Origin of the sequence: Streptomyces apricus, assembly GCF_008369065.1 — a bacterium.
GTDB classification, from domain to species: Bacteria; Actinomycetota; Actinomycetes; order Streptomycetales; family Streptomycetaceae; genus Streptomyces; species Streptomyces apricus.
The window spans coordinates 258919-275389 of record NZ_VDFC01000043.1 but is presented as its reverse complement, the minus strand read 5'-3'; the positions used below and the strand labels follow the sequence as shown (position 1 = coordinate 275389).

Annotated in this window: 12 protein-coding genes; 2 read left to right on the top strand and 10 right to left on the bottom strand. The window is 68.5% G+C overall.

Going from position 1 to position 16471, the window contains the following annotated elements; genetic code table 11:
- Positions 1 to 8: 8 nt before the first annotated feature.
- The 10 genes from FGF04_RS19360 to FGF04_RS19315 form a co-directional block, all read right to left on the bottom strand.
- The gene (locus FGF04_RS19360) at positions 9 to 2111 is read right to left on the bottom strand and encodes a hydantoinase/oxoprolinase family protein (RefSeq protein WP_149512572.1); all 2103 of its coding nucleotides are present in this window, start codon (positions 2109 to 2111) and stop codon (positions 9 to 11) included.
- 29 nt (positions 2112 to 2140) lie between these two features.
- Entirely contained in the window at positions 2141 to 3772 is a 1632-nt protein-coding gene (locus FGF04_RS19355) for an FAD-dependent monooxygenase (RefSeq protein WP_149512571.1), read from the bottom strand.
- Positions 3769 to 4596, bottom strand: coding sequence for an alpha/beta fold hydrolase (locus FGF04_RS19350; RefSeq protein ID WP_149512570.1), 828 nt, complete (start codon positions 4594 to 4596; stop codon positions 3769 to 3771). Before FGF04_RS19350 ends, FGF04_RS19355 begins: the two co-directional genes overlap by 4 nt.
- Before the next feature lie 84 nt (positions 4597 to 4680).
- Positions 4681 to 6033, bottom strand: a complete 1353-nt coding sequence (locus FGF04_RS19345) for an MFS transporter (protein WP_149512569.1) — start codon at positions 6031 to 6033, stop codon at positions 4681 to 4683.
- 221 nt (positions 6034 to 6254) lie between these two features.
- Positions 6255 to 6590 carry a hypothetical protein gene (locus FGF04_RS19340; protein ID WP_149512568.1) on the bottom strand — a complete coding sequence of 112 codons (336 nt, stop codon included), beginning with the start codon at positions 6588 to 6590 and terminating at the stop codon, positions 6255 to 6257.
- Between the two features lie 152 nt (positions 6591 to 6742).
- A complete protein-coding gene (locus tag FGF04_RS19335; RefSeq protein ID WP_149512567.1) occupies positions 6743 to 6991 on the bottom strand; it encodes a hypothetical protein in 249 nt (82 codons plus the stop codon).
- A gap of 245 nt (positions 6992 to 7236) precedes the next feature.
- Positions 7237 to 8838, bottom strand: a complete 1602-nt coding sequence (locus FGF04_RS19330) for a GMC family oxidoreductase (RefSeq protein ID WP_149512566.1) — start codon at positions 8836 to 8838, stop codon at positions 7237 to 7239.
- 176 nt (positions 8839 to 9014) lie between these two features.
- A complete protein-coding gene (locus FGF04_RS19325; RefSeq protein ID WP_149512565.1) occupies positions 9015 to 9998 on the bottom strand; it encodes an alpha/beta fold hydrolase in 984 nt (327 codons plus the stop codon).
- A 141-nt stretch (positions 9999 to 10139) separates the two neighbouring features.
- Positions 10140 to 11579, bottom strand: a complete 1440-nt coding sequence (locus FGF04_RS19320) for a dihydrolipoyl dehydrogenase family protein (RefSeq protein WP_149512564.1) — start codon at positions 11577 to 11579, stop codon at positions 10140 to 10142.
- A 1-nt stretch (position 11580) separates the two neighbouring features.
- Entirely contained in the window at positions 11581 to 12144 is a 564-nt protein-coding gene (locus FGF04_RS19315) for a hypothetical protein (protein WP_149512563.1), read from the bottom strand.
- A gap of 1062 nt (positions 12145 to 13206) precedes the next feature.
- Here FGF04_RS19315 and FGF04_RS19310 point away from each other — a divergent pair.
- Both FGF04_RS19310 and secY read left to right on the top strand, forming a co-directional pair.
- Positions 13207 to 14748: an MDR family MFS transporter gene (locus tag FGF04_RS19310; RefSeq protein ID WP_149512562.1), complete on the top strand. Its 1542-nt coding sequence runs from the start codon at positions 13207 to 13209 to the stop codon at positions 14746 to 14748.
- Between the two features lie 339 nt (positions 14749 to 15087).
- A complete protein-coding gene (gene secY, locus FGF04_RS19305; protein WP_149512561.1) occupies positions 15088 to 16401 on the top strand; it encodes a preprotein translocase subunit SecY in 1314 nt (437 codons plus the stop codon).
- Positions 16402 to 16471: the final 70 nt, after the last annotated feature.

Below are 16471 nucleotides of genomic sequence, written 5' to 3'. Positions count from 1 at the left end.
ACTGGTGACTACTGGTAACTGAGCACGAGGTTGCCGAGACGGTCGACACGGCCGGTCACGCCGGCGGGAACCACGACCACGGTGGTCGGTACGTCGACGATCGCCGGACCGGCGATCTCGTGCCCGGCGCGCAGCCGGGCGTAGTCGTAGACGGGGGTGGGCACGTAACCGGTCTGCGAGTCGAGGCAGACGTGCCGTTCCTCCCGCAGTGCCCCGGCGGGGTCGGAGCTGCTCGCCGGTGCGATATCGGGCAGTACGACGGGGAAGTCGAGGCTTGCCTTGGCACGCGCGCGGTAGGTGATCGCCTGCACGCCGGCTTCGCGGTAGCCGGCCCCGCTGCCGTTGATGCGCTCGTACTGCTCCTCGAAGCGCTCCAGGATCTCGTCACCGGTGCGTTCGGTGAATCCGGTCTCCGGGATGGTGGTCGCGAGTTCGTTGACCTGCATCGAATAGCGCAGGTCGATCTCACGCTGCATGACCACTTCCTGGAACTTCACCTTCTGCCGGTCGAGCGCGCGCTGCAGATCGGCTTCCAGCCGGGCGTAGTGGGATTCCAGGACCGTGTGGTCGACCGGGAAGGCGGAGGGGTCGGAGAGTTCGGCACTCAGGACGATGTCCGAGGCCGCGAGGCCGTAGGCGGAGAAGGCCGAGGCGACGGGGCCGAGCGGCACGACGACCTCGCGTACGCCCAGGTCCTGGCAGTAACCGGCGCAGTGGGCGGGTCCGGCGCCGCCGAAGGCGTAGGCCACGAAGTCACGGGGGTCGTAGCCCGCCTGTACGACGGACCGGCGCAGGAGGTCGCCCGCCTGCGCGTTCTGCACCTCGTGGATGGCGATGGCGGCCTCCTCGACGGTGAGGCCGAGCGGGTCGGCCACGTGCTCGCGGATCGCCTCGCGCGCCAGGTCCATCCGCAACGGCTTCCGGCCGCCGAGCAGCCCGTGCGGGCTGAGGATGCCGAGGACCAGGTTCGCGTCGGTGTTGGTGGGGCGGGTTCCGCCGTTGCCGTAGCAGGCGGGACCGGGGACGGCCTCGGCGCTCTGCGGGCCGAGCCTCAGGTTGCCGCCGGCGTCCACGGAGGCGAGCGCCCCACCGCCGGACCCGATCGTGTGCACGCGGATGGTCGCGGCGTTGATGGGGAACTGGTTGACGACCGAACCCGGCGCCATCACCGGCTCCCCGTCGACGATCAGCCCTGCCAGGAAGGTCGTCCCGCCGACGTCGGTCGTGATGACATTGCGGTGGCCCAGCTGCTCGGCCATGCGCATGCCACCGATGACACCACCGGACAGGACGGATCCGACCGTGGTGATGGCGTGCTCCGGTGCCCGGTCGGCCGTGATGGTGCCGCCCTCGCTCTGCATGACCAGCAGCGGGCCCTTGAGCCCGTGGTCCTCCAACTGCTTCTGCAGGGGGGTCAGGTACATGCGCAGCCGCGGCCCGATCTGCGCGTTCATGATGGTCGTGGAGGTCCGCGCGAACTCACGGATGCGCGGGCTGACCTCCGACGACAGGGTCACGTACATGTCCGGGGCGATCTCGTGGATCAGTTCGCGGATGCGCTGCTCGTGGGCCGCGTTCTTGAACGACCACAGCAGACAGACCGCGATCGCCTCGACGCCCTGGTCCACGAGGGATCGTGCGACATCGCGTACCTCGTCCTCGTCGAGGGGGACCAGCACCTTTCCGGCATGGTCGATGCGCTCGGTGACCTCAAGCGCCCGGTGCTTCGGAATCAGCGGCGCGGGTTTGCGCTGCCGCAGGGTGTCCTGGATCTCGTGGGCGGAACGTCCGAGCGTGCGCCCCTCGGCGTTCATGATGTAGATCGAGTCCCGGTGTCCCTTGGTGGCGATGAGCCCGACATCGGCCACCGTCCCCTGGACCAGGGCGTTGATGGACGCGGTCGTGCCATGGGCGATGTAGTCGGTCTGCGAGAGCAGTTCACCGATGTCGATGCCCAACTCCCCCGCGATCTCCTCGATCGCGCGCATGACACCGACTTCGCGGTGCGGTGGAGTCGTCGGTGTCTTGGCCGAGACGATCCGGCCGGCACCGTCCGAGGCGACGGCGTCGGTGAACGTGCCGCCCACGTCGATGCCCAGTGCGTATGACATGTGCCTTCTCCTGGTGATCCTGGTGGTCTCTACTGCTGGTGGGCGGCGACCCGCCCGGTGGCCGTGTGCAGAAGCTCTTCGGGATCCGCGTCCGCGTCGCCCATCCAGGCGACGTGCTGGTCCGGACGTACGAGCAGGAGTGCCGTGGGATAGCGGTCGGACCGGTGCCCGGGCAGGTCGACGACGGTGAGGGGGATCGCCCGCTCACGCGCCGCGTCGGTCCAGGGCCGCACGTCGGCGCCGGGGTCGGTCCGCAGCAGGGTGAATTCGGGCCCGAGCAGGTCGAGCACCGACCGCCCGTCGTCGAGCCATGTGTGCGGGAGCCGAAAACCGGGCTGTGCCCGTTCCTGGTACGCGCCCATGGTGATCGCTGCTTGGTCCTCCCCTCCGATCACCAGCGGTGAGTCGGCGTAGTGGTAACCGAAGCTGAAGCCGTCGGGCGAGTACCGGTTGGGTTCCGTGTCCGCGAGTCGGCCGGCGAACTCCGCGCGCGCCCGCTCACCCTCCGGGCCGGGCAGATGGATGTCGGGCGAGAAGTCCGCGAATGAACTGCGCGCCGCCGACCCCACCGCGCCGGCGAACTGCTCACCCACCGGCTTGCGCTCCAGCTCGTACGCGTCCAGCAGGTCAGGGGGCGCCCACCCGTGATGGACCGCGGCCAGCATCCAGCCCAGCGTTGCCGCGTCCTGGATGCCCGCGTTCATCCCGAACCCGCCGACGGGGATCCAGATGTGGGCGGCGTCGCCGGCCAGGAAGACACGCCCCGTGCCGTACTTCTGTGCGACGAGGCGGCGACCGGTCCAGCGGACCACTCCCAGCACGTCGTGCTCGACGGGTGCCCCCACCGACTCCCGGAGGAGCTGTTCGGGGTCCTCCTGGCCGGTGTCGTGGTCCGGCGGGAAAGCGACGTGGTTGAGCCACAACTCGTCCCCGTCGATGGCGATCAGCGAAGCGATCCGGCGCCCGTAGGTCCAGTACGTCCACGCGCGGTCCCGTGCGGCCAGCCGCCCGAGTTCGGGAGAGCGGACGAAGGTCGAGACGAAATTCTGGAGGGCGTCGACGCCCTCGTAGCGAATGCCGAGTTGGCGGCGGACCGTGCTGTGGGCCCCGTCGCAGCCCACCACGTAGGCGCAGCGGAGCGTCCGGGTGGTGCCGCCGGAGTCCACGACCGCCTCGACGTGGTCCTCGTGCTGCCGCAGTTCGACCAGGCGTGTTCCGCGCTCGACGGTCAGCCCGGGCAGGCTGCTCGCGTGCCGTTCCAGGGCAGGTTCCAGGTAGAGCTGCGAGACCCTGTGCTGCGGCTCAGGCGTGGGCCAGCTGTCCTTGCCCTCGCCGGCCAGCACGTCGCCCGCGGACGGCAGATCGATACGGAAGATCTCTTCGCCCACCAGCGTCGTCCGGTACTGGATGGATGTCGGATAGTCCTTGGGGAGACCGGCCTGCCGGATCTCGTCCGCGAGACCCAGCCGTCGGAAGATCTCCATCGACCGCGCGGAGGTCGTGTTGCAGCGGGGATTGACGGCTCGGTGTTCGGTCGCCTCCACGATGTGGCACGGCACGCCGCGGCGGGCGAGATCGATCGCGAGGGTGAGGCCGGCGGGCCCGGCCCCGACGACGAGGACAGCGGGCGAATCCTCCTGGTGCGGGCTGTGTCGGTTCATGCGGTCAGGAACTCCCCTACCAGGGTGCAGAACTCGTCCGGTCGGTCGACGTGGATCCAGTGGCCGGCTCCCGGCACGACCTTGAGGCGCCCTGCGGGCAGGACTTCGACGAGACGTTCGGAGACGGCGACCGGTGAGATCCGGTCGAGCTCCCCGTGCAGGGCGAGGACTGGGGTGCGGATCGTGGTGAGGTCGACGGGGGGCGGCCCGTCTGCCGCCTCGGTGAACATGGAGCGGAAGGCTTCTTCGGCGCCGGGGCGCAGGGCTTGCTCCAGCCTCAGGAGGGAGAGGTCGTCGAGGTGGTCGCGGTGGGCTTCTTCGTCCGCCACCAGGCGGCTCAGGGTGACGCGCATGGATTCCCTCGTCGGCCGGTCGTAGAAGGGGATGGCGCGGGGCAGCGGCCCGGTGCCCGCCCCGCCCATGAGGACCGCGCGGTCGACCCGTTCGGGCGCCTCGGCCATGAGGGCCAGTGCCGCGGCTCCGCCGGCGGCCGAGTTGCCGAGGACATGGACCCGTTCCAGTCGGTGGTCGTCGAGTACCGAGAGGACCTGCCGGGCCCTTGCCCGTGCCCAGGCGTGCGGTCCCTGGGGACTGCCGTCGGTCGTCTCGCCGACGGAGAGGTGCGTACCGAAACCGAGCAGGTCGGGAGCGATGCACTGGAACGCGGCCGAGAGCCTGGAACGGACCGTGGCCCAGTTGCTCCGGGCGTCCACGCCCGGTCCGCCGCCGTGCAGCAGGATGAGTGCGGTGCCGGGTCCTGCGTCAGCGTCAGCATTCGTATCCGCATCCGCATCCGCATTCGATGGGGCAGCTTTCTTCGACATGGCCGACATCGACCGCCTCCTGTATTGCTGTCGCGTTACGTCTCATACGGTCGTCGGCCTCTGTTCCGGGGAGGCCGGTTCTCTTCACGCGGTCACGCTCTTGGGGACTTCGGGTGTGGTCGACGAGGCCCGCGCATTGCCGCGGAGCCTGTCTGCGCGCAGAAGGAGAGCGGTCGCGAACGCACCGATCAGGGCCGGTATCGCGAAGACACGGAACATGGAACCGGGAGCCCATCCGGCGTCCAGCAGGAATCCCGCGAGCAGCGGGGCCAGCACGGCGCCGAGTCTGCTCACCGCGACAGCCATGCCGAGTGCCGTGGCACGGGACTCGGGGGGATAAAGGGTCGGAACAATGACGTTGATGCCCGACACCGAGCCGTTGAGGAGAAACCCGACGAGCACGGCGACCACGAGTGCACCGCCCAGGGATCCGAGCGTCGTCGAGAAGAGTACGAGGGCGATTGCCGCGACGAAGAAGTAGGCCGCAGTCAGCCGTCGAGGCTCGATCCGGGACACCAATACCCCGAGCGTCGCCGCGCCGATCACTCCGCCCAGGCTGAAGAGCACTCCGCCGTTGATTCCTTGCTGGCTGGACATACCCGCCTTCAGGAGCAGAGTAGGGGTCCACGAACTCGCGAAGTAGAAAGCCGTCATCGCCGCGGTGAAAGCGACCCATATCAGCACCGTGCGCTGGGCGTTGTGCCCGCGGAACAGCGATTCGACCGCCGCCTTCCGCGACACCGTGGCCTTTTGGGGCAGTTCATCGACCCGGGAATGGCCCATGGAGACGAGGATCCGGTTGAGTCTGGTGATCGCGTCCCGGGGGCGGCACGCAACGAGGTAGTCCATGGACTCGGGGAGGAAGCGCACGCCGAGCGCGAAGAGGGCTGCCGTGGCGACGCCTCCGCACACGAACACCGATCGCCAGCCGTACGGGCTGAGCAGAAAGCTCGTCGCAAGACCGGCCGCGACCGCGCCCAGCCCGTAGCCTGTCGTGATCAGCGCGACGACCAGCCCTCTGCGTCTGTGGTTCGCGTATTCGGAGGCGAGCACGGGCAGGCTGGCCGCCATCACGCCCACGGCCGCGCCGGTCACCAGCCGGCAGGCGAGGAGCTGGCCGAAGTTCTGTGAGACGGCGGCGCCCAGCATGCCCACGGAGGCCACCGCAAGACCGGTGAGGGTCAGGCGACGGCGACCGACACGGTCGGCGAGCGGGGCGAGGAACAGCGCCCCGACCGCCATACCCGCCAGGCCACTGCTCAGCAGGACGCCGACCTGTGACGGGGACAAGCCCCATTCGCGAGTGATCGCCGGACCGACGAACGAGGTCGCCAGGAGGTCGAACCCGTCGAGCAGATTCATTCCGAGGCACAACACGACTGCTTGGATCTGCACGCGGCTCATTGGCGCGTTTTTGACGTGCTCAAGGATGCTCATGGAAACCCCGCTTCGTTGCGACGCTTGATGAGGAATTGCCTGAAGGTCCTGTGAGCTGGGCGAAAGCGTGCTGGTGCGCACGCACTCAGCTCACGACCTTCGTCTGTATGTAACGCTCACTCTACAGATGTCGGAGTGCACTGGCTAGATTTCCGCCAGGTATCCGCCGGCCGGCCATCCGCCACCCGCCACGCGTCCAGCGGCGAGGCGGCGGCGCTTCGTCACCGGGTGCCGCGGGCAGCTTCCTCGATCACGCGCGTGACCGCGCCGGGACGGCTGATCATCACGGCGTGGGAGGCGTTGACATCCTCGGTGCGCGAACCGGCTCGCTCGGACATGGAGCGCTGCACGTCGGGAGCGACCGCGCGATCCTGACTAGTGATCAGGTCCCAGGAGGAGACGGTGCGGAACGCCTCCTGCGCACTGGCGTCGGTGACGGCTTCGGAGTACCGGTGGACGACCGGCCCCCGCTCGCCATCGCTGTACCGGGAGCCGTGGTGGCGCCCAGCAGGGCAGGTGCGCCGACTGCGGGGGCGACGCGAGACGCGGGTTCGCATGATGTGTCTGTCCTTCAGGGTCGAGGAATCAGGGCAGGTCGGCCAGGCGTGTAAGTGGCGCCGCACCGGGGCGAAACGCCCTCGGGGCCGACTGATCCACACTTCGCGGGAGTGAGGCTTCGGCAACTGCCTTGCATATGGCCGGAGTTACGTCACCCAATGGCAATCCGCGTGGGCCACTGGAACCGCAGCAGCCACCGAATCACGTCGTTCGGGGTCGTCGAGTCGGCTTCGGCGCCGGGGGCTGGCATCACGGTCAGCCTGTCACCGGCCGCGAACTTCACCACGGCCGCCGCGGGAGCCGGAGCCGGCCGAGGGGCGACGACCGGCAGAACGGCTGCGACGCCGAACACGAGAGCCAGGGCCGCACCCGAGAAAAGGATCTCGGGACGCAGAGTCATGAGGGACACCCGATAGAGAGGGAGAACGTTCGGTCCTGTTGATTAAAGAGGACCAGCCTGCACCTTGTCAATACCGAACGTTCTACCCCGAATTCCTGCCTCAGGGCGCGCCATGTGGTCCACGTCGAAGTCGGCGGGGACAGCGCGGACGCACTCCGTCAGAGACGGTGTCAGGGGCGAACGGGGCTCCATCCTGGCCGTCGGTGCGACGGCCAGGATGGGCGGATCCGTCTGCTCCATCTGCTCTATCTGCCTCGTGTGTTCGCGTTCCGGAGGATGTCGCCGGCGATCCAGCCGACCGCCATGCTCGGTGCCGTCGTGTCCCCGGTGGTGAGCGTCGGCATCACCGATGCGTCGGCGACTCTCAGCCGATGGGTCCCGCGCACCTGGAGTGCGTCGTCCACGACCCCGGCGGGACCCAGGGCGCACGTTCCGACCTCGTGATTCCCTGTGAACCCCTGGTCGAGCACGTACCGCAGGATGTCCGCCGTGGCAACGACCCCTGGCCCGGGAAGCACTTCGGTCGTGGCGGAGGCGAACGGTTCGGTGGCCAGGATCTCACGCACTCGGGCAAAGGCCGCGACGGTCAGTTCTCTGTCATGACCGGTGGAGAGGTGCCCCGGTAGGAGCAGGGGCGGGTCGTCAAGGGTCGGCCCTGTGATGTGGACGGTCCCCGTGCTGGTGGGCGAGTGCGGGTAGAAGGCCACGGTCGCGCCGTCCGTCCCGGCCGGCATTGCGTCGTGCGCCGTCACCGGGGCCGGTGTGAACAGCAGAGTCATGTCCGGATGCGGCGCCCCGCGGTCCGAACTCAGCACTGCCAGGACCCTGGTGCCGCTGTCCGTCGGCTCACCGGATCGCCGTAGCAGGTGCGTGAACGGTGACCACGGTCGCGCGGCCGGTGCCACCGGCTGTCGGTTGCGTCCTGACAGGCCCTTCAGTCGCAGTGCCATGACGGCCCCACGGCGCTGTCGCAGGTTGTCACCGACGGCCGGATTCGCCGCGACGAGGTGCACACCGGCTGCGGTGAGCACCTCCGGGTCGCCCACACCGCTGCGTTCGAGCAGCAGGGGGTTCCCCGTCGTTCCGGCGCAGAGAACGACCTCACGGCGGGCAGTGAACCGGACCGTTCCCCGGCGGGTCTTCGCCTCGACCCCGGTCGCGGTCGTGCCGTCGAAAAGGATCCGACGGACTTCGCAGTGTGTGCGGACACGGACATTCGACCGGCGGCCGTACGTGCGCAGCAACGCGCGGGGTGTACTCGTGCGGGCGCCGTCCCAGGTCCACAGCGACGCGTACGCGGCCTGCTCGTGACGCACGTTCAGGTCTTCGGCCGCCTCGATGCCGTGCCGCGCCAGAGCGTCGATCCACCATGCGCTCGCCAGGTCCGGCGGGCCCGGCACCTCGGGCCTCCGGGGGCCGTCGACGTCGCGCCCTCCGGTGACACCGGCGGCGTGCTTCTCGATGGCGGTGAAGGCCTGCTCGAAGCGGGACCGGTTCCAGCCGATGACGCCGGCTGCTTCCCAGGCCTCGTAGTCGGCCTCTCTCCCCCGGTCCCGGATCAGGCCGTGAGGCGTCGCCGAACCGTCCATGACCCGCCCCGAGTGCCGCTGCTCCATCCGTTCGGTTTCGAACGGCCGGTGTGCGTACTGCCTCATGTACCGCGGACCGCCGCTCGACGCCCGCACGAAGTCCGCGGGGACCGGACGCCGTGGACTCGGGTCGGAACCGCCGCCGGCCTCGATCACCAGAACCCGGTTCTGCGGATTCGAGCCGAGCTGGTGGGCCAACGCCGATCCCGCGGGCCCGCCGCCGACGATGATGTAGTCCACGACGTTCTTGGATGACACGACAACTCCCTACGCGCTCGGGATCAAGGGGCGCTGCAAGGAGACCCGCGGCCACGTCCTCGGCAGTCACGTGCAGCACGGAAGGTGTACAACTCGTGGCGTCCCCGTCGCTCTTCAGCCACGACCGGCACAGCTCCCTGTCGTGACTTCGCGGTAGGCGTCAGATCGAAGTGGGGTCAGGACGTCCTGGACCGGAGCCGGTCGAGCTTGTGTCCCAGTCTTCCGACGCCGAGCGATATGTGTCCGTGGCCTCCCTCGACATGAGCGTGGACGGCCGGCAGCCGCCGGGTCAGCCACTGCCCGTGCGCGACCGGCACCATCTGGTCGAGGGCGCCGTGCCACAACTCGACGGGAACGGTGACGTCACCCGGCTCGAATCCCCAGGGTGCCGTCAGCGCACGCAGGTCCTCCAGCCATCCGTCCTCCCCCGCCGCGAGCCCGTGGTCCATGTGCGTGGCGTTGTCCACGCCGTAGGCGCCGGTGAGCTCGGCTGCGTCCACTTTGGGGAGCAGACTCGCCATTCCGGCCGCGAGCTCGGCAGGATCGCTGTCGCGGACGATCGCCGCCATCTGCGACACGATCGCGCGCTGTTCCTGCTCCCCGTGGGCCGCGCTTCCGAAAAGGGCCTGGTTCTGCACACCCATGCCCTCGACGAAGTCGAGTCCTTCGCCGTCGTACGGCGCGAACGAGGCGATCAACAGCACACCACGGACCCGTGCGGAGTCGGCAACGGCGGAGGCCAGTGCGTACGGACCGCCCGCGGACCACCCCGTCACCCAGTACTCGTGGACGCCCAGATGGTCCATGAGGGCGCGGCACGTCCTTGCGGTGTCGGCGACCGTACGCCCCGGGGCCGCAGTCGACGCGCCGTAGCCGGGGCGGGAGCAGGTCACGACGCGATACCCCTTGCCGGTCACCGAGTCGAGGACGGAGTCCATCGGAACCGCGGAACCCGGCATGCCGTGGTGGAAGAGAACGACCGGCCCGTCCTGCGGTCCTCGCACGGTGAACTCAAGGACACGGTCCTTCCCCAGGTGCAGCAACTCCAGTTCTCCGCCCTCGGAGCCGCCGTCACCGCCCCTGACCGCTCGTCTCCCGGCCCTGAGCCCTGCCGAGTCGTCGTCCTCGAACTGACTCTGACTCGTGAGTTCCGCTTCCATGAGGTCACTCCGTTGCGTCATAGGATGATCTTGGGCTCATGTCGTGTGCTGCCCTCCGGTGGGGACCATGCGTCCCGTCCCGTCGTGGTCGCGACGAGGAGGGACGGGACGGGGAGGACAGGACACCAGGGGACGGATTGGTCAGCGCCCGTACGCTTCCAACAGCCGCAGCCAGACCTCGCTGACGGTGGGAAACGCCGGAACCGCGTGCCAGAGCCGGTCCAGCGGCACCTCGCCGACGACCGCGATCGTCGCGGCGTGCAGCAGTTCCGCCACATCGGGGCCGACGAGGGTGAAGCCGACGACCACCTTGCGGTCCTCGTCGACGACCATACGGGCGTGGCCCTGGTAGCCCTCGGCATGCAGGGCCGAGCCCGCGACAGCGCCCAGGTCGTGGTCGACGACACGGATCCGCAGGCCGGCGGCCTCGGCGGCAGCCGCGGTCAGTCCCACCGACGCGATCTCCGGTTCGGTGAACACCACCTGCGGCACCGCACGCTCGTCCGCGGTGGCCACATGCCTGCCCCACGGCTCGTCCTGGACCGCTTCGCCCTTGGCACGCGCCACGATGACATCACCGACGGCGCGAGCCTGGTACTTGCCCTGATGCGTCAGCAACACACGGCGGTTGACGTCACCGGCCGCGTACAGCCAGCCGTCGGCCGGCGGCTCCCCGGTCTCCCCGAGCATCCGCAGCGTGTCGTCCACGGCGAGCCAGGAGCCCGGACTCAGGCCGACCGCTTCCAGGCCGATGTCCTGCGTGTTGGGCGTACGACCGATCGCGACGAGAACCTCGTCGGCCTCGACGCTCTCACCGGTGGCGAGCGTGATGTGCACCGAACCGTCACCGGCACGCTTCACGMACACGGCCTCCGCCCCGAGACGCACATCGACACCGGACTCCCGAAGTGCCGCGGTGACCCGTTCGCCGGCGAACGGTTCCGCGAGCGGCAGCACACCGTCACGCGCCAGCACCGTCACCGACGAGCCCAGCCCGGCGAACGCCGTCGCCATCTCCGAGGCCACCACACCGCCGCCGATCACGGCGAGCCGCCCGGGTACCTCGCTCGCGGCAGCGGCCTCCCGGCTGCTCCACGGCGTCGCCTCACGCAGACCGTCGATGTCCGGCAGCAGCGCGGCGGTTCCCGTCGCGATCACCACCGCATGGCGCGCGGTCAACGCCGTCGTCGTACCGTCCTCGGCGGCCACCTCGACGGTTCGCTCGCCGCTGATCCGTCCCTGACCGCGATACAGCGCGATCCCCGCCGAGTTGAGCCAGGACGCCTGTCCGTCGTCCTTCCACTGCGAGGCGAAGGAGTCCCGGCGGCGCAGTACGGCCGCGACATCCACCTCACCGCTCACCGCCTCACGCGCCCCCGGCACCTGTCGGGCGGCCCGGAGCGCAGCGGTGCTCCGCAGCAGCGCCTTGGTCGGCATGCAGGCCCAGTACGAACACTCACCGCCGACCAGTTCGCGCTCGACGACGGCGGCGCTCAGCCCGCCCTGCACCACCCGGTCGGCGACGTTCTCACCCACCGGTCCGGCGCCGATCACGATGACGTCGTAGACGTTCTCGCCCATGTCATGCACCCTTCGAGGCGCGGCCCAGACGCAGGGCCGAGATGAGGAAGAAGATCGCGCCCGGAACGGCGTAGCCGATCGCGCTGGACAGCGAAGGATCGTCGGCGCCGGCCGAGGCGATGAACGACCCGCCCGCCAGGACCGAGATGCCACCGCTGAGGATCATCGGCCACTGGCCGCCCATCCGGCGGCGGGGGACGGCCACGATCAGCTGGACCAGTCCGGCCACCACCGCCCACAGACCCCACACGCGCAGCACCGCCGGAATACCCGACGCACTCGCGACGGCCAGACCGATCGCCGTGGCGGAACTGACCGCGACGTTCACGTACAGCAGCGCAGGTGACCCCGTGCCCTTCGAGACCTTCGCGTCGTACAAGGCCGCGCCCACGTCGAACAGCGGGTACAGCACCAGAAGGGTCGCCACCACCGGGTTGATCTTCGATGCCATCGGAAGCAGCACCACAGCCCAGACGATCGCAAACGCGAACCGGACGAAGTACAACCGCCGCAGGGCAGACGCGGTCCCGGCGACACCGGACGGAGCAGCAGCAACAGTGCTCACAACGAACCTTTCGATTGATACGGGGAGGTGGAGCGGATCCAGCACGCAGTGCTGCCGGCCGCTTCGACCTGAGGGACGACGACATCGGTCCGCTGAATGGTGTGGGGTGCCGGGCGGTTGCCAACCGCAAGCCACCGGCCGCCTTTCCGCGGGACTGAATGTTCTGTCTCATCATCATGGCGACCACGTCGCGCGCTGTCAAGACAGAACGTTCTACCCCTATTTTTACCCGCCGCCGGACTTGATCGACCGGCTCCTTAACGGCACACGGAGTGCGCCCCGGTCCTGAGCGCCTGGCGGTGGAGTGCGTCCAGTCGCTCCCGCACCGCCCCGGAGCCGGCGGCCAACGAGAGGTGCATGATCCGATCCTGGAAGAAGGCAGCCGCCTCGTCCGGGTCCACCCCGGGGCTTCAGCCTTCACCCGAACCTGCTCCAGCACCTGCTGCTCAATACACAGGGGCGGTGGCCGCCAGAGCCTGAGGGGTTGTCAGCAGCGCGCCAGCAAAGAGAAGTCCGGTGACCGTGACACAGCGATGAGCCTCGTGACGGACAGTCAAAGTTTCCTCGTTCTCAAGTAGTTCTTCACGGAGTCGCCCAAGGAGCCGAGGGTCATCCCCTCCGAGGCCTGCCAAGAATTCCTGGCGTACGTGCGACGAGATCGCCCGCAGGCCATGGCCACATGACCACCGTCGGGCGGCCCGAGAGCCGGTTCCGCGACCCCGACCCGGCGATGTCGACTCGGCGATGACGTTAGGTCCCCTCGTGTGGGTGACTGGCAAACGTTTCGTCAATACCGAACGTTCTATCTCGAAGCCTGCTAGCCTACCGGGACACGGTCCGGCGCGTTCACGCGACCACATGGTTGCCTCAAGCAACGGCAGTCAAGACCAGCCGTTCCTGAGCACGCCTCGCACGAGGACGCACGCACCGGCTGGAGGCCACCCGCATCCCGGCCCCACAACACCCATCGCTCCGGTAAAGGAACCGCCGTCCATGACAACCACCCCCAGCGCAGGTGCGCAGTCACCCGCCCTCCACGAGGGAGGATTCACCGATGAGCCGATGACTCATGCACAGATCATGCGCGCCCTGTCGGGACTGCTCCTCGGCCTTTTCTGCGCCATCCTGTCCTCGACCGTCGTCACCAACGCCCTGCCCAGGATCATCAGCGACCTCGGGGGCGGCCAGAGCGCATACACCTGGGTCGTCGCCTCGTCCCTTCTCGCGGTGACCGCGTCAACACCCCTGTGGGGCAAGCTCGCCGACCAGTTCAGCAAGAAGATCCTGGTCCAGTCGGCACTGGTGATCTTCGTCCTCGGTTCCGTGGTCGCCGGCTTCGCCCAGAACCCCGCCACCCTGATCACGGCCCGGGTCATCCAGGGCCTGGGCGGAGGCGGCCTGTCCGCCCTGGGCCAGATCGTGCTCGCCGCGATGATCTCCCCTAGGGAGCGCGGCCGTTACTCCGGTTACCTGGGCGCCACCTTCGCTGTGGCCACCGTCGGCGGCCCGCTGCTCGGCGGCGTCATCACCGACACCTCGTGGCTCGGCTGGCGCTGGTGCCTGTTCGTCGGCATCCCGTTCGCCCTCGTCGCGTTGGTCGTGCTGCAACGCACACTGAATCTGCCGCTGGTCAAACGTCAGGTGAAGGTCGACTGGGCCGGCGCCTTCCTCGTGACCGCTGCCGTATGCACCCTGCTGATCTGGGTCACCTTCGCCGACGACAAGTACAACTGGCTGTCCTGGCAGACATATACGCTGGTCGGTGCGGCCGGCGTGCTGACGCTGCTCTTCGTCGTCGTCGAGACCCGGGCCGCTGAACCGATCATCCCGCTGCGGCTGTTCCGCAACCCCACCATCACCCTCGCCTCCCTTGCCTCTCTGTTCGRCGGCGTCGCCCTGTTCGCGGGCACCGTCTTCTTCAGCCAGTACTTCCAGCTCGCACGGGGCGAGTCCCCCACCATGTCGGGCGTCCTGACGATCCCGCTCATCGCGGGCCTGTTCATCTCCTCCACCGTCTCCGGGCGGATCATCACCCGCACCGGCAGGTGGAAGGGGTGGCTCCTGACCGGCGGCGCCCTGATGACAGCAGGCCTGGCGCTGCTCGGCGCACTCCGCCATGACACCCCGTACCTGTACACGGCTAGCTGCATGGCGCTCATAGGACTCGGCGTCGGTATGACCCTGCAGAACCTCGTGCTGTGCACACAGAACCAGGTCTCCCCCGGCGACCTCGGCGCCGCGTCCTCCACCGTGACCTTCTTCCGCTCACTCGGCGGCGCGGTGGGCGTCTCGGTGCTCGGCTCGGTCCTCACGACCCGCATCGGCCATCACGCCCTCGACACCGTCGCGCGGCTCAGCCCGCAGGACCAGGCCACCGCCGCAAAGGCATCGTCCGGCGGCCGGCTGCCCGACCTCGCCGCACTGCCGGCCCCCGTCCGCAGCTGGCTGGAGGGCGCCTACGGCCACGGCATCGGCGACATCTTCCTGTACGTCTCCCCGATCGCCCTGATCGCCTTCCTTGTCACCCTGTTCATCAGGGAGGTACCGCTCAGCGGATCCAGCGGGCTGGCCCGGGCCGCCACGGCGGCAGACCGCACATCCTGACCACGCCCCGAGCTCCGGGGCGGTGCCGGGCGTATCCGCGCACCCTCCGCAACACCCAGCACACCCAGCACACCCAGCAACACACTAGATAGAACGTTCAGTCTTGACACAGGTCCTGCAGGACTCGACAATGACGCGAGGCAGAACGTTCGCTCACCCCAGGGCCGACGGGTCGCAGGTCGCTGCGTCAGGGAAAGGACAGCACGCACCCCGACACTGCCCTCATCCCCGAATGATCGGTTCCATCACCACAGCGGTAGCGGTCGTCGACGTGCCGTTGTCCTTCGAAAATCTCTGACCCGCGTCACGGCACGAGGACGCAGGGTCGCGGGAGGCACCGTGTTCGTCGCGCTAGCCCACGCGTTCAAAACGCCTGACCTGCGCAGGAGGTTGCTGTTCACCCTCGGCGTCATCGTGGTGTACCGGACAGGTACCCACGTCCCGATCCCGGGGGTCAACTACCGAGCGGTCCAGCAGTGCATCGATCAGACCTCGGGCAGTGAGGGGCTGTTCGGACTGGTGAACCTGTTCAGTGGAGGCGCCCTGCTGCAGATCACCGTCTTCGCGCTCGGCGTCCTCCCGTACATCACCGCCAGCATCATCCTGCAACTGCTGACCGTGGTGATCCCCCGCCTGGAAGCCCTGAAGAAGGAGGGCCAGGCCGGTACGGCGAAGACAACCCAGTACACGCGGTACCTGACCGTGGCGCTCGCCGTTCTTCAGGGCACCGGTCTGGTGGCCACCGCCCGCAACGGCTCGCTGTTCCAGAACTGCTCGGCCGCCGGCCAGATCGTTCCAGATCGCTCTGTCTTCACGACCGTCACCATGGTCGTCACCATGACTGCCGGCACGGCGGTCGTCATGTGGCTCGGCGAGCTGATCACCGATCGTGGCATCGGAAACGGCATGTCGATCCTCATGTTCGTCTCGATCGCTTCCACGACCCCCGCCGCCCTGTGGGCGATCAAGAAGCAGGGCAGCCTGGCCGGCGGATGGATCGAGTTCGGTGGAGTCGTCCTCGTCGCCCTGGCCCTGGTCGGCCTGGTGGTGTTCGTGGAACAGGCCCAACGCCGCATCCCGGTGCAGTACGCCAAGCGCATGATCGGGCGCCGTTCCTACGGCGGCACCTCCACCTACATACCGCTGAAGCTGAACCAGGCGGGTGTCATCCCGGTGATCTTCGCCTCGTCACTTCTCTATGTGCCCTCCTTGGTGGCCCAGTTCTCGCAGGGCGACTCGGGGTGGAAGGCCTGGGTCACCCAGAACCTCTCCAAGAGCGATCATCCGGTCTACATAGCGACGTACTCCGCGCTGATCGTGTTCTTCGCGTTCTTCTACGTCGCGATCACCTTCAACCCGGACGAGGTCGCCGGAAACATGAAGCAGTACGGAGGCTTCATACCGGGGATCAGAGCCGGGCGGCCGACCGCCCAGTACCTGCACTATGTGCTCACCCGGATCACCTGGCCGGGCGCGCTGTATCTGGGGCTGATCGCCCTCGTCCCCACCATCGCCCTGGCCGTAACGGGTGCAGGCCAGAACTTCCCATTCGGCGGAACCAGCATTCTGATCATCGTCGGTGTGGGGTTGGAGACAGTGAGGCAGATCGAGAGCCAGCTGCAACAGCGCACCTATGAAGGCTTCTTGCGCTGAGACACCTCGGCCACCGAGGTGAAGCGGGGCAAGTACCGCTCTGCCCCCCACCGCACGCCTGTCCGTCCAC